Source organism: Planococcus daihaiensis (genome assembly GCF_049262615.1).
In the GTDB taxonomy this organism is placed as follows: Bacteria; Bacillota; Bacilli; order Bacillales_A; family Planococcaceae; genus Planococcus.
This window is the reverse complement of the sequence record NZ_CP175504.1, coordinates 447,356-460,870: the sequence shown is the minus strand read 5'-3', so window position 1 is coordinate 460,870 and position 13,515 is coordinate 447,356. Positions and strand designations below refer to the sequence as shown.

Annotated in this window: 13 protein-coding genes; 9 read left to right on the top strand and 4 right to left on the bottom strand. The window is 45.6% G+C overall.

The genetic code is table 11. The annotated features are described in order from the left end of the window. Nucleotides 1–64 precede the first annotated feature (64 nt). Both rnjA and DHX103_RS02275 read right to left on the bottom strand, forming a co-directional pair. A complete protein-coding gene (rnjA, locus tag DHX103_RS02280) occupies nucleotides 65–1,732 on the bottom strand; it encodes a ribonuclease J1 (protein ID WP_422123656.1) in 1,668 nt (555 codons plus the stop codon). A 2-nt stretch (nucleotides 1,733–1,734) separates the two neighbouring features. Beyond that, the gene (locus DHX103_RS02275; protein ID WP_422123655.1) at nucleotides 1,735–1,947 is read right to left on the bottom strand and encodes a DNA-dependent RNA polymerase subunit epsilon; all 213 of its coding nucleotides are present in this window, start codon (nucleotides 1,945–1,947) and stop codon (nucleotides 1,735–1,737) included. A gap of 287 nt (nucleotides 1,948–2,234) precedes the next feature. On the opposite strand from DHX103_RS02275, the gene DHX103_RS02270 reads away from it, so the two are divergent. Next, nucleotides 2,235–3,005, top strand: a complete 771-nt coding sequence (locus DHX103_RS02270; RefSeq protein ID WP_422123654.1) for a Cof-type HAD-IIB family hydrolase — start codon at nucleotides 2,235–2,237, stop codon at nucleotides 3,003–3,005. A gap of 47 nt (nucleotides 3,006–3,052) precedes the next feature. On the opposite strand, the gene def is transcribed toward DHX103_RS02270, so the two are convergent. Next, nucleotides 3,053–3,619, bottom strand: coding sequence for a peptide deformylase (gene def / locus DHX103_RS02265; RefSeq protein WP_422124708.1), 567 nt, complete (start codon nucleotides 3,617–3,619; stop codon nucleotides 3,053–3,055). A gap of 146 nt (nucleotides 3,620–3,765) precedes the next feature. On the opposite strand from def, the gene DHX103_RS02260 reads away from it, so the two are divergent. The 6 genes from DHX103_RS02260 to DHX103_RS02235 all read left to right on the top strand — a co-directional run bounded on the left by DHX103_RS02260 (nucleotide 3,766) and on the right by DHX103_RS02235 (nucleotide 10,594). Then, entirely contained in the window at nucleotides 3,766–4,410 is a 645-nt protein-coding gene (locus tag DHX103_RS02260) for a YkyA family protein (protein WP_422123653.1), read from the top strand. 253 nt (nucleotides 4,411–4,663) lie between these two features. Further along, nucleotides 4,664–5,776, top strand: a complete 1,113-nt coding sequence (pdhA, locus tag DHX103_RS02255) for a pyruvate dehydrogenase (acetyl-transferring) E1 component subunit alpha (RefSeq protein WP_422123652.1) — start codon at nucleotides 4,664–4,666, stop codon at nucleotides 5,774–5,776. Nucleotides 5,777–5,779: 3 nt separating this feature from the next. Further along, complete coding sequence (locus DHX103_RS02250; protein WP_422123651.1) at nucleotides 5,780–6,757, top strand: alpha-ketoacid dehydrogenase subunit beta; 978 nt, start codon at nucleotides 5,780–5,782, stop codon at nucleotides 6,755–6,757. A 27-nt stretch (nucleotides 6,758–6,784) separates the two neighbouring features. Next, nucleotides 6,785–8,179: a dihydrolipoamide acetyltransferase family protein gene (locus DHX103_RS02245; RefSeq protein WP_422123650.1), complete on the top strand. Its 1,395-nt coding sequence runs from the start codon at nucleotides 6,785–6,787 to the stop codon at nucleotides 8,177–8,179. 4 nt (nucleotides 8,180–8,183) lie between these two features. After that, the gene (gene lpdA, locus DHX103_RS02240) at nucleotides 8,184–9,593 is read left to right on the top strand and encodes a dihydrolipoyl dehydrogenase (RefSeq protein ID WP_422123649.1); all 1,410 of its coding nucleotides are present in this window, start codon (nucleotides 8,184–8,186) and stop codon (nucleotides 9,591–9,593) included. 134 nt (nucleotides 9,594–9,727) lie between these two features. Beyond that, the gene (locus tag DHX103_RS02235) at nucleotides 9,728–10,594 is read left to right on the top strand and encodes a polysaccharide deacetylase family protein (RefSeq protein WP_422123648.1); all 867 of its coding nucleotides are present in this window, start codon (nucleotides 9,728–9,730) and stop codon (nucleotides 10,592–10,594) included. A gap of 43 nt (nucleotides 10,595–10,637) precedes the next feature. Here DHX103_RS02235 and DHX103_RS02230 read toward each other — a convergent pair whose 3' ends face one another. Then, nucleotides 10,638–12,107 (bottom strand): aminotransferase class I/II-fold pyridoxal phosphate-dependent enzyme, encoded by a 1,470-nt coding sequence (locus DHX103_RS02230; protein WP_422123647.1) that lies wholly within the window; start codon nucleotides 12,105–12,107, stop codon nucleotides 10,638–10,640. Nucleotides 12,108–12,241: 134 nt separating this feature from the next. On the opposite strand from DHX103_RS02230, the gene DHX103_RS02225 reads away from it, so the two are divergent. Together DHX103_RS02225 and DHX103_RS02220 are read left to right on the top strand one after the other, a co-directional pair. Continuing rightward, on the top strand, nucleotides 12,242–13,207 hold the full coding sequence (locus DHX103_RS02225; RefSeq protein ID WP_422123646.1) for an NAD(P)H-dependent flavin oxidoreductase: 966 nt from the start codon (nucleotides 12,242–12,244) through the stop codon (nucleotides 13,205–13,207). 15 nt (nucleotides 13,208–13,222) lie between these two features. After that, nucleotides 13,223–13,498 carry a UPF0223 family protein gene (locus tag DHX103_RS02220; RefSeq protein ID WP_422123645.1) on the top strand — a complete coding sequence of 92 codons (276 nt, stop codon included), beginning with the start codon at nucleotides 13,223–13,225 and terminating at the stop codon, nucleotides 13,496–13,498. The last annotated feature ends 17 nt before the right edge of the window (nucleotides 13,499–13,515 follow it).

Genomic DNA, 13,515 nt, shown 5'->3' with positions numbered 1-13,515 from the left:
TTATTCATATTTTCGACAAAGTAAAAAGGAGGTCCCAAATCGGGACCTCCTTTTCCTATTGTTCTTAAACTTCCATAATTACTGGAAGCACCATTGGACGGCGTTTTGTTTTTTCATACAGATAAGGTCCGAGAACATCTGAAATATCATTCTTCAATTCCGACCAATCTGTATCTTTGCCGTGGATTTTCTTTTTCAGGTGACGGTTCAGCATTTGTTGTGCTTCGTAAATCATCGTGCCGGATTCGCGCATGTAGACGAAACCGCGAGAGATGATGTCCGGTCCTGAAACCATTTTATTATTTTTCATATCAACGCTGACGACGACAATGACCAAACCTTCTTCGGAAAGGACGCGGCGGTCGCGCAATACGATATTGCCGATATCTCCGATGCCGCTGCCATCGATGTAAACATCTCCAGAAGGGATTCGGCCGGCTACAGATGCTTCATCAGATCCCAATGCCAACACGTCACCGTTTTCCATAATGAATGTGTTTTCCGGTGGAACGTCACAGTCAATGGCAAGTTGGGCATGTTGTTTCTGCATACGGTATTCACCGTGGATAGGCATGAAAAATTTCGGTTGGATCAAACGCAGCATTAATTTATTCTCTTCCTGAGAACCGTGTCCGGATGTATGGATATTGTTCAGTGACCCGTGGATCACATCAGCCCCTGCACGGAATAACAGGTTAATCGTGCGGTTGACGCTGTACGTATTCCCCGGTATCGGAGAAGAAGAGAAGACGACTGTATCGTTTGGCTGAATTTGAATTTGACGGTGAGTACCGTTAGCGATGCGTGATAGCGCAGCCATCGGTTCACCTTGAGAACCTGTGCAGAGGATTAATGCTTCATTTGCAGGCAGGCGATTCAAAGTTTGGGTATCAACAAACGCATCTTCAGGCGCATTGATGTAGCCCAGTTCACGGCCGATTGTCATAGCATTTTCCATGCTTCGTCCGAATACCGCAATTTTACGGCCTTGCGCAACGGCTTCGTCCGTTACTTGCTGAAGACGATAGATATTGGATGCGAACGTAGCGAAAATCAGGCGGCCATCAACTTTGCGCATGATGTCCTTGATCGTTTCGCCGACTTTGCGTTCCGACATTGTAAAGTCTGGAATCTCAGCATTTGTGCTGTCGGACAGCAGGCATAGAACACCTTCACTGCCGATTTGTGCCATTTTAAAAAGGTTTGCCGGTTCGCCGACTGGAGTGAAATCGAATTTAAAATCCCCCGTATGAACGATGTTGCCCGGTGGTGTTTTGACCACGATACCGAAAGCGTCAGGAATACTGTGCGTGACACTGAAAAAACTGACAGAAGTCTTCCGGAACTTGATAACGTCATCTTCACCGATTTCAATCAATTTTGTTTGGCGAAGAAGGCCATGCTCTTCCAGTTTTTTGCGCAACAGCCCGAGTGCGAGCTTGCCGGCATAGACCGGAATATTAATTTTCTTTAATAGGTAGGCAACGCCACCGATATGGTCTTCATGGCCGTGTGTGATGAAAAGGCCTTTAATCTTGTCTGCATTTTTAATCAGGTATGTGTAATCCGGAATAACGTAATCGATTCCGAGCAAATCGTCTTCCGGAAATTTAATGCCGGCATCAATCAGGATTATTTCATCCTGAAATTGGACACCATAAGTGTTTTTGCCGATTTCGCCCAGTCCGCCGAGCGCGAAAACAGCTGCTTGATCGTTTTTAACGAATTTCATAATCAGTCGATGCTCTCAACTTCATAGTATTGGCCGGCCTGTTCATATTCCAAATGGCTGCCTTCAAGCAATTGAACAAGCTCAATGTTGTAATTGCGGTTTTGCAGATGACTTCTGACTTCACGCTCGGATGAAGCTTCTACATATAGGCTCTGTGTGTTTTCGCGAACTGGAACCTCATTGCGGTTTTCCTGGTAATATACTTTAAAAATCATAGTTTGCTCTCCTTTTTCCACGTTCAAAATAAATTCACTTTCTTTATATTATCATGTCACTGTTTTAAAATAAAGAATAGCCCTTCTTATTTTACGGGGAAGGGCTATAATAGCTATGCAATTTTCTTTTTGTTCATGATACCATTAAGCCGTCTGAGAAGTTTTCTTTTTAAACGTTTCAGCATGGCTACTCACTCCTTATGTAAATAATACTGTATTTTCTGACAAAAGTAAAGAGCCAAAACAGCCGGAGAAGCCGGCCAGACAAAGGATTGGAGATAGATAGAATGGGAAAATTATTATTGCTGGATATTGATGGGACTTTATTGAATTCAAAAAAAGAACTGCCGCATTCAGCATTTGAAGCGCTGGAACAGGCACGGGCAAATGGTCACGAACTGGCAATTGCAACCGGCAGGGCGCCGTTCATGTTTACAGAATTACGGAAAAGATTGGACATACAAACATTCATTTCATTCAACGGCCAGTATATTGTCCGCAATAGTGAAGTGATTCATACAGAGGCATTGGATCCGGCAATGCTGGAAAGAGTGGTTCACTTCGCAGAAGCAAGAAATCACCCGCTGGTTTTCATGAACGGCAAAAAAATGATTTCTTCCATCGATTTTCACCCGGATATCGACGAAAGTTTAAAGAGCCTGAAATTTCCACATCCCGATACCGAATTGGATTTCCACCTGGATAATGATATTTACCAATCGCTGGTATTTTGCACGAAAGAAGAAGAAGCGCAATATCATGAAAATTTTAAAGACTTTCAATTTGTGCGCTGGCACCGCGTGTCGTGCGATATTTTGCCGAAAGGCGGATCAAAGGCAAGCGGCATCGAAAAATTAATCGCCAGCACAGGCCATGCCATCGAAGACACGATTGCTTTCGGAGATGGTTTAAACGATCTGCAGATGATGCAGGTGGCAGGTTTCAGTGTAGCGATGGACAATGGGCATCCGGATACGAAAAATGTGGCATCGCATATAACAGAGCACGTCGATAAAGATGGTTTGGCAAAAGCATTTGCGCATCTTGGATTGATTTAAAAAGAGAAAAGAGGCTGGCGGTAATATCCCGCCAGCCTCTTTATTTTTTATTCTTCTATATCTCTCGAAATTGCCACGGCATTTTCAATTTCCGCAAAGGGGTTGTCGGAATTGATGTGGTCATAGAACATAACACCGTTCAAATGGTCCAATTCGTGCTGAAATGCGATAGCCGGAAGTCCTTTCAAACGCATTTTGTATTCATTGCCTTCCAGGTCCAATGCTTTGATGGTAATTCGCGCATAGCGCGGAACATAGCCGGGAATCGACCGGTCAACTGACAAACAGCCTTCTCCTGAAGCGAGATAAGCTTTTTCAACTGAATGGCTGACAATTTTCGGATTGATCGCAATGATGCTTAAATCTTCGCCGGAATCCTTGTCAAAATGAATGGCGAAAACGCGTTTGGGTACATCTATTTGTGGAGCGGCAATGCCAACTCCGGGACGCAGGTCATATTTTTCAATCATTTCTTCGTCCTGGCTGTTGACGACATATTCCATCAATTCTTCAGCCAATCGTTTGTCTTCCGCAGCTAATGGAAATTCGACCTGCTCTGCTTTTTTGCGAAGTGTCGGATGACCTTCGCGTATGATATCACTCATTAATATCAATCGTCTCAATCCTTTCAATCCTGTTGCATCTAACATACAGTATAACGCAATGCAGCTGACCTACAAAAGAATATTTGCTTATATTTGCAGTTGTATTTTTTTGAGCATCATAATATAGTTAAACTATGCTATAAGGAGGGTTTCGATTGAAAAGATACATATTGACAGCAGGAATATCAAGTGCCCTACTTTTAAGCGCATGTTCAGGTCCTTCAACTGAAGAACAATTGGATGCAGTGCTGAAAGATACATTTGATGCAGAAAGTGATTACCGTGACACACAAAGCCAAATGGAGGAACTCGAATCCACGGAACAGGAAAAATTCGAATCCATCATGGCTTTGACCCAGGAACAACAAGAAGATGTTCGAACAAATGCAGAGGAAGCGCTGGCTTCAGTCGAAGAGCGGCTCGCATTGCTTGAAACTGAAAAAGCTTCAATGGATTCAGCAGAAGAAGCTTTCCAGGAAATCGATACTGTAATCGAAGAAACTGAAGAAGAGGATTTGAAAACGGATCTGACTGCTTTAAAAACGAAGATGAACGAACGATTTGATGCACACGAACAATTTGCAGCCGTTTACGAAGAATTGGCAGCAGAGCAAAAGGAACTTTACGAGATGCTGCTGAACGAAGAAACGGAATTGCAAGTGCTTCAGGAAAAAACAGTAACTGTCAACGAGAAGAATCAGGAAGTACAAACTGCTGTTACAGCGTTTAACGAGCAAACCGAACAGTTTAATGAGATGAAAAATAATCTTATTGAAAAAATGAATGCAGACAACGAATAAGCGGCCAATGGGTCGCTTTTTTCTGTGCTATAAAAGGCAGGGGATTAGCGGCTGTTATATAGTACAGAGGCGGGCGTGCCTATAATACAGTTTAACATTAATTGAATATTCTACGTGTTTTAGACGCCTGCTGCATAAAGGTTCTCCATGATTGACCCTTAATATCAAGTGACGTATACTGATAAAGAATGTGCGCTTGTATTACTAAAAACTGTTTAGAATTTTAATACAGATTAAAAGGAGAGTTGCTTTTATGGCTGCGAAAAAATCACAGCAGTTCGATCCAGTAAAAACACTGGGTGAAATCGAAGAAAAGTTTGAAATGTTCCAGATTTTAAATGAAGAAGGCAAAATTGTTAACGAAGACGCGAATCCAAAGTTATCGGATGAGGAACTGCAGGAATTGATGAGAAGAATGGTTTACACCCGCATTCTTGATCAACGTTCCATTTCACTTAACCGTCAGGGCCGTTTAGGGTTCTATGCACCGACTGCAGGGCAGGAAGCATCGCAGATCGCTTCTCATTTTGCATTGAAAAAAGAAGATTTCATTTTACCGGGATACCGTGATGTTCCACAATTGATCTGGCACGGCTGGCCTCTTGAGCAGGCGTTTCTTTTCTCGCGCGGACATTTCATGGGGAACCAAATGCCGGAAGGCTTGAACGTGTTGCCTCCGCAAATCATCATCGGTGCTCAGTTTATCCAGGCAACCGGAGTGGCGCTGGGCATGCAGAAGCGCAAAAAAGAAGCAGTAGCTGTTACTTACACAGGCGAAGGCGGTTCATCGCAAGGGGACTTCTACGAAGGAATTAACTTTGCCGGATCTTTCCGTGCGCCAGCCATTTTCATTGTGCAAAACAACCAGTATGCAATCTCGACACCTCGGGAAGTTCAGACTGCGGCTAAAACAATTGCTCAAAAGGCAGTAGCAGCCGGAATTCCAGGAATCTTTGTTGATGGCATGGATCCGCTTGCCGTTTATGCGGTGACTCGTGACGCACGTGAACGGGCGATCAAAGGTGACGGACCGACATTGATCGAAACTTTCTGCTATCGCTACGGCCCACATACAATGGCCGGTGATGATCCGACGCGCTACCGTACATCGGACATTGACAGCGAATGGGAAAAGAAAGATCCTCTTGTGCGTTTCCGTAAATACCTTGAAGGCAAAGACCTTTGGAGTGAAGAGAAGGAAACAGAAGTGATGGAACAGGCTAAAGAAGAAATTAAAGCCGCGATTAAAAAAGCGGATGGAGCTCCGAAACAAAAAGTGACTGACTTGCTCGGGTTTATGTACGAAGAAATTCCTTTCCATGTACAAGAGCAGATCGATATTTATAAAGCAAAGGAGTCGAAGTAAGCCATGGCACAAATGACAATGATCCAAGCGATTACTGACGCTCTGAAAACAGAGCTGAAAAATGATGAGAACGTTCTGGTTTTCGGTGAAGATGTAGGAAATAACGGCGGAGTTTTCCGTGCAACAGAAGGTTTGCAAAAAGAATTCGGCGAAGACCGTGTCTTTGATACGCCTTTGGCTGAATCTGGAATTGGCGGTCTGGCAATCGGTCTTTCATTGCAGGGCTACCGTCCGGTACCGGAAATTCAATTTTTCGGATTCGTTTTTGAAGTAATGGATTCAATCAGTGGCCAAATGGCTCGTATGCGCTACCGCAGTGGCGGCAGCCAACATGCACCAATCACAATCCGTGCACCTTTTGGCGGAGGAGTTCATACACCGGAAATGCACGCTGATTCCCTTGAAGGGCTGATGGCGGCTTCGCCAGGTTTGAAAGTGGTTATTCCATCAAACCCTTATGATGCAAAAGGATTGCTCCTTTCCGCAATCCGCGATAACGATCCCGTTATTTTCCTTGAGCACATGAAACTTTACCGTTCTTTCCGCCAAGAAGTTCCGGAAGAGGAATATACGATTCCACTCGGTAAAGCGGATATCAAACGTGAAGGCAAAGACTTGACGATCATCGCTTACGGGGCGATGGTGCAGGAAAGTATGAAAGCTGCAGAAGAACTTGAAAAAGAAGAATACTCAGTGGAAGTTATCGATTTGCGTACTGTGCAGCCGCTTGATATTGAAACAATCGTTGCCTCTGTTGAAAAGACTGGCCGTGCAATGGTGGTTCAGGAAGCTCAGAAACAAGCAGGAATTGCAGCGAGTATTGTAGCGGAAATTATGGATCGCGCAATTCTTAGCCTCGATGCACCTGTTTTACGGGTTACTGCGCCAGATTCCGTTTTCCCATTCTCGCAAGCAGAGGAAGTTTGGCTTCCTAATGCGAAGGATATAGTAGAAACAGCGAAAAAAGTGCTTACTTTTTAAATAGATAGAGATGAAAGGGTGAAACTGATGGCTTATGAATTTCGTTTGCCGGATATTGGAGAAGGTATCCACGAAGGTGAAATCGTAAAATGGTTCGTTAAAGCCGGAGACACGATTGAAGAAGATGACGTGCTTGTCGAAATACAAAATGATAAAGCAGTCGTCGAGATTCCATCCCCAGTCTCCGGAACAATTGAAGAAGTTCTGGTAGAAGAAGGCACCGTAGCTGTAGTCGGTGATGTATTGGTTCGCATTGATTCTCCTGATGCAGATGGAGAAGAAGGTGACGGCGAAAAACAGGACGCGGCACCTGAAGCGAAAGAAGAACCAAAAGAAACAGAAGAAACAGAAGAACAAGTGCAAGCAGGCACCGCCGAATCAGGCCAGGATGTTGAAAAAGCGCCGGCTGAAGAACAACAGCCGAAAGGTGATACAGGAGCAGGGTCTCAGCCGCAGGCAGAAACTGAAGCGGATCCGAATGCCCGCATCATTGCCATGCCATCTGTCCGCAAATTTGCCCGCGATAAAGATGTCGATATCAAAAAAGTTCAAGGCTCAGGAAACAATGGCCGCATCATGAAAGAAGATGTAGAAGCCTTCTTAAGCGGCGATCAGAAGTCTGCTGAACCTGTGAAGGAAGAAGTTTCTGCAGAAGGAGCAACACAAAAAGAAGAAGCTGCTCCTAAAGCGAAAGAAACGCCGGCAGTTCCTGAAGGCGAATTCCCGGAAACACGCGAAAAAATGTCCGGAATACGCAAAGCGATTGCAAAAGCGATGGTCCATTCCAAACACACCGCACCGCATGTTGCTCTGATGGACGAAGTGGATGTAACGGAATTGGTGGCTCACCGCAAAAAATTCAAAGACATTGCTGCCGAAAAAGACATCAAATTGACTTACCTTCCATATGTAGTAAAAGCGCTGGTCAGCACATTGCGCGAATTCCCGGCACTGAACACATCATTCGATGATGAAACAAGTGAAGTGATCCAGAAGCATTATTTCAACATCGGCATTGCTGCTGATACAGAAAAAGGCCTTATGGTTCCCGTCATCAAAAATGCAGACCGTAAATCGGTATTCTCAATTTCCGACGAAATCAATTCGCTTGCGACAAAAGCGCGTGATGGCAAATTGAGTGCGGCGGAAATGAAAGGCGCTTCCTGCTCAATCACGAATATCGGCTCAGCTGGAGGACAATGGTTCACGCCTGTCATCAACCATCCGGAAGTGGCAATTCTTGGAATTGGCCGCATCGCTGAAAAACCGGTAGTTAAAAATGGTGAAATTGTCGCAGCACCTGTGTTAGCATTGTCATTGAGCTTCGATCACCGAATGATCGATGGAGCGACAGCACAACATGCTTTAAATCACATCAAACGTTTATTAAGTGAACCAGAATTACTATTAATGGAGGCGTAAAATTATGGTAGTAGGAGATTTTCCGATCGAAACAGACACGCTCGTCATCGGCTCAGGCCCTGGCGGATACGTTGCAGCAATTCGTGCAGCGCAAACTGGCCAAAAAGTTACAATCGTTGAAAAGGAATATATTGGCGGAGTATGCCTGAACGTTGGCTGTATCCCTTCAAAAGCGATGATTTCTGTAGGCCATCGTTTTGAAGAAGCGCAACATTCGGAAGATATGGGTGTAGTTGCCAAAGAAGTATCGCTAAACTTTGAAAAAGCGCAAGCTTTTAAAGACGGCGTAGTTAAAAAATTGACTGGCGGCGTTGAGTCTTTATTGAAAGGCAATAAAGTTGAAATTGTCCGCGGTGAAGCTTATTTCGTAGATGAAAACACAGTTAAAGTGATGGATGACAAGTCTTCACAGACTTATAAATTTAAAAATGCAATTATCGCTACGGGATCACGTCCTGTGGAAATTCCAACTTTTAAATTTACTAAACGCGTGATTAATTCAACTGGAGCTTTGGCATTGACAGAACTTCCGAAAAAACTGGTCGTTATCGGCGGCGGTTATATCGGTACAGAGCTTGGTACGGCATTTGCCAACATGGGTTCTGAAGTGACAATCCTTGAAGGCGCACCTGATATTCTTGCAGGATTCGAGAAGCAGATGACTGCCATCGTTAAAAAAGGATTGAAGAAAAAAGGCGTCGAAGTCATCACGAAGGCTTCAGCTAAAGGCGTTGAAGAAACAGACAAAGGCGTTACTGTTACTTATGAGGCAGGCGGAGAAGAGAAAACCGTTGAAGCTGATTATGTATTGGTGACTGTCGGACGCCGTCCGAACACAGATGAAATGGGTCTTGAAGAATTGAACATCAAGATGGGCGAGCGCGGACTGATCGAAGTCGATAAACAATGCCGCACGAGCATTTCAAGCATCTATGCAATTGGTGACGTGGTAGCTGGCCTTCAATTGGCGCATAAAGCATCTTATGAAGGTAAAATTGCCGCCGAAGCTATTGCAGGCGAAAAGTCTGAAGTTGATTATATGGCTATTCCGGCGGTCTGCTTTACAGATCCGGAACTTGCAAGCGTTGGTTTGTCGGAAGAACAGGCAAAAGAAGAAGGATTCGAAGCTGCGGCTGCGAAATTCCCATTCGCTGCAAATGGCCGTGCTCTTTCATTAAACGCAACAGAAGGTTTTGTGAAATTGGTTTCACGTAAATCGGATGGTTTATTGCTTGGCGCTCAAATCGTTGGCGTTGGCGCTTCTGATATGATCGCTGAACTTGGATTGGCAATTGAAGCAGGAATGACTGTGGAAGATATCGCTATGACAATTCATGCGCATCCAACTTTGGCTGAAATTTCAATGGAAGCCGCTGAAGTTGCTCTTGGCACTCCAATCCACATCGTAAAATAATAACAGCTTACAAAATACAGACTCCTCTCCTGGAATTTTCTTTCCAGGAGAGGAGTTTTTTCTCTATATTTGCTTTGATAATAGATGTAGAAATGTGGTAATATTATGTGCGAAAGGGCTAAGGTGATACTAAGATGACACACTCAAAATGGATTTTAATGGCAGCAGGATTGGCTCTTTTGACCGCTTGTTCGAGCGGCGATGACAGCTCAGCTGCACCTGAAAAAGAAGATACAGAAGAAGTGGCGACTGACACTGCCGGAGGAAATACTGAAGAGAATAGCGAAGACGCTACAGATGAAACTACAGATGAAACAGCTATTGAAGAAGCAGATGAGGAGCCGGAAGAAGTGGTGGAAACAGAACCGTTGTATCGTGTGAATCCTGTTAACGCTTCAGTTGAACCGATTGCGGATGCCAATGCAGAGGCTGTTTTATTGACTATAGACGATGCTCCTGATAAACATGGCGTGGCTATGGCGGAAACGTTGAAAGAGTTGGGTGTACCGGCAATATTTTTCGTCAATGGGCATTTTCTGGACACAGATGAAGAAAAAGAAAGCCTGAAAAAAATTCATGAGATGGGATTTGCCATCGGCAATCATACATATTCACATCCCAACCTCAAAAATATACCTGAAGAACAGCAGCGCGAAGAAATTATTGCACTCAGTGACCTTGTTGAGGAAATCATAGGCGAACGCCCACAATTCTTCCGGGCGCCTCACGGGGTTAATACCGATTTCAGCCGAGCTTTGGTGGAAGAAGAAGGCATGGTTCTCATGAACTGGACATTCGGCTACGACTGGGAACAGCAATACATGGATGCCGACGCGTTGGCTGATATCATGGTCAATACAGAATTGATGCGGAACGGGGCTAACCTGCTGATGCACGACCGTGCATGGTCGGCCGAAGCGTTGCCGGCAATTGTGCAGGGGCTGAACGATAAAGGTTATGACTTTATCGATCCGAACGACATCGAAGGCGTGCAAGAATAAAAAAATCCGGAAGCCGTGGGATTCTCCACAGCTTCCGGATTTTCTATCTTATGGCAAGCTGCTCTTTTATGACGCGCAGCAATTTTAATGTGTCATCTTCAGGACCCTGGACGGGCAATCCCGCTTCGACGTTCATATGAATATATTCGATGTTTTCCTGCGTAATGATTTCTCCGGGAATAAAAATCGGGATGCCGGGCGGATACACCATGATGAACTCGGCAGAAATCCGGCCGACCGCTTCGTCGATTTTGACTACTTCCGTGCTGGCATAAAATGCATCACGTGGCGTCATCGCAAGTCGCGGAATATCCGGCAATAAGACGACAGGTTCCACGACCGCGGCTTCACTGTCATAGGATTCGCTCATTCGCTGAAGCGCATTGACGAGCAGGTTCAATTCTTTTCGGGAATCCCCGATGGTGACCAGGCACAGAATATTGTAAAGATCGGAAAGCTCGATTTCGATATTGGCATTTTCCCGCAGCCATTCTTCGGCCTGATGCCCGGTGATGCCGAGATTTTTGACACTGATCAGCAATTTTGTCGGATCCATATCAAATGTCGCAGAAGTTTTCAGCACCTCCCGGCCGACGCAATGCAGATGTGGGATTTTATTGATTCGCTTGCGGGCATCTGTTGCCAGCCGGATCGTATGGTCGATCAAATCCGTACCGTGAATCGCCAATTGCCTTCTCGCCGTATCCAACGAGGCGAGGATCGGATAGGATGTCGAAGTCGTTGTCAGCATGGATAGCGTGGACTGCACGCGTTTAGCCGACACCAAGCCTTCGCGGACATTCAGCACCGAACTTTGCGTCATCGAACCGCCAAGTTTATGGACGGATGTGGCAGCCATATCAGCACCTGCCGCCATGGCGGATACAGGCAAGCTTTTATGGAAATGAATATGGACACCATGCGCTTCATCTACAAGAACCGGGATGTCGCGGGCATGGGCAATCTCGACGATGCGTTTCAGATCGGCCGCAACGCCGAAATAAGTCGGGTTGATGACGAGAACGGCTTTTGCATCCGGGTATTCCACCAAAGCTTTTTCAACAGCTTCGGCTGAGATGCCGTGAGAAATTCCGAGTTCCGGATCAACTTCCGGATGGATGAAAATCGGGATCGCTCCCGCAAAGACGATGGCTGACATGATCGATTTATGGACGTTCCGCGGAACCAGGATCTTGTCGTTGGGTCCGACCACACTGAGAATCATCGTCATGATGGCGCCACTCGTGCCTTGCACGGAGAAAAATGTATGGTCAGCGCCAAACGCTTCCGCCGCCAATTCCTGTGCTTTCTTGATGGCGCCTTTGGGTGCATGCAGATCATCAAGCGGTGCGATGTTAATCAGATCTATGGAAAGAATATTATCGCCGACAAATTCGCGGAATGCGGGATCGACGCCCTGGCCCTTTTTATGGCCGGGAATATGGAATTGTATCGGATGCCGGTTTCGGTGCTTCAGTAAAGCATCGAATAACGGAGTTTCTAATTGTGACAATGGATTACCACCTCGCTTATAAAAATGAAAACAAAGTGAATTATAGCATGTTGATGCAAGCTATTCTATATAAATAAAAGGATTTGGCCAGTCTTCATCGAATACAGGAGAAGCAGATAGAAAGGAGTGGCATTATGCAAATAACTACAAGGGTCACTGAATTGTTGGGGATTAAACTACCAATCATACAAGGAGGGCTGGCCTATCTCGCGTACGCTGAATTGGCGGCTGCCGTTTCAAATGCGGGAGGGCTCGGCCAAATTACGGCAATGAGCCTGGAGTCTCCTGAAAAACTGAGAGCAGAAATCCGGAAAGTGAGAGAACTGACCACAAAACCATTCGGCGTCAATTTTGCCATTGGTGAGCATGGCAGGCAATTTTCGCATATGCTCGATGTCGCAATCGAAGAAAACGTGCCCGTCGTTTCCATGACGGGAGGCAACCCCACGCCAATTTTCGAACAGCTCGAAGGAACTGCCATCCGGAAGTTGGTGCTGGTGGCTGCCCGTAAACAGGCGTTAAAAGCAGAGAAGCTTGGTGCGGATGCCGTAATGGTCGTCGGTCACGAAGGAGGGGGCCATCTCGGACGGGATGATGTCGGCACTATGGTGTTGATCCCGCAAGTGGTGGATGCAGTGTCGATCCCTGTCATTGCCTCGGGCGGCATCGGCGATGGGCGCGGATTGATGGCCGCACTGGCACTCGGCGCAGAAGGCGTTGAAATGGGTACGCGTTTTATTGCTACGAAAGAATGTGTCCATGCGTCAGAAGTTTATAAAAATGCTTTGCTCAACAGCACCGAAAACGATACCGTCATTATTAAAAGAAGCATCGGTGCACCGGCAAGGACCCTCAAAAACAGCTGGACCGATAAAATCCTGGAAGTTGAACATGCAACCCCGACGTATGAATCGCTGAAGGAATATATAAGCGGCGAAGCCAATAAACGATTTATATACGATGGACGCAATGACCAGGGCTTCGGATGGGCAGGGCAGGTCACCGGAATGATTCGTGACGTGCCGACTGTTCAGGAATTATTTGATAGAATGGTGGAAGAAGCTACGGAAATCAGCCGTAAATGGGGCAGCTTTGAATAGAGGAGGAATATTAGGATGGACTATTCGTATCCTTTTTCGATGGAGTGGACGACAGATGAAATTGTCGATGTGGTAACTTTTTTCGAAGGAATTGAGCTGGCTTACGAAAAAGGGATCAGCCGTGAAGATATGATGGCACGATACCGGAATTTCAAAAAGGTGGTGCCGGCCATCTCAGAAGAAAAAACGTATTTCAAAGAGTTTGAAGAAGAAAGCGGCTATGCCAGTTTTCCGGTGATCAAAGAACTGAAAGCATCGGCGACTGGGCCCATGCTCAAAATGACTAAATAACACAAAACCGCAGCGGA

What these genes read in the sequence shown, in the direction of transcription:
- rnjA (WP_422123656.1), bottom strand. Translation starts at nt 1,732, where the DNA reads ATGAAATTCGTTAAAAACGATCAAGCAGCTGTTTTCGCGCTCGGCGGA.
- DHX103_RS02275 (WP_422123655.1), bottom strand. Translation starts at nt 1,947, where the DNA reads ATGATTTTTAAAGTATATTACCAGGAAAACCGCAATGAGGTTCCAGTT.
- DHX103_RS02270 (WP_422123654.1), top strand. Translation starts at nt 2,235, where the DNA reads ATGGGAAAATTATTATTGCTGGATATTGATGGGACTTTATTGAATTCA.
- pdhA (WP_422123652.1), top strand. Translation starts at nt 4,664, where the DNA reads ATGGCTGCGAAAAAATCACAGCAGTTCGATCCAGTAAAAACACTGGGT.
- DHX103_RS02250 (WP_422123651.1), top strand. Translation starts at nt 5,780, where the DNA reads ATGGCACAAATGACAATGATCCAAGCGATTACTGACGCTCTGAAAACA.
- DHX103_RS02245 (WP_422123650.1), top strand. Translation starts at nt 6,785, where the DNA reads ATGGCTTATGAATTTCGTTTGCCGGATATTGGAGAAGGTATCCACGAA.
- lpdA (WP_422123649.1), top strand. Translation starts at nt 8,184, where the DNA reads ATGGTAGTAGGAGATTTTCCGATCGAAACAGACACGCTCGTCATCGGC.
- DHX103_RS02235 (WP_422123648.1), top strand. Translation starts at nt 9,728, where the DNA reads ATGACACACTCAAAATGGATTTTAATGGCAGCAGGATTGGCTCTTTTG.
- DHX103_RS02225 (WP_422123646.1), top strand. Translation starts at nt 12,242, where the DNA reads ATGCAAATAACTACAAGGGTCACTGAATTGTTGGGGATTAAACTACCA.
- DHX103_RS02220 (WP_422123645.1), top strand. Translation starts at nt 13,223, where the DNA reads ATGGACTATTCGTATCCTTTTTCGATGGAGTGGACGACAGATGAAATT.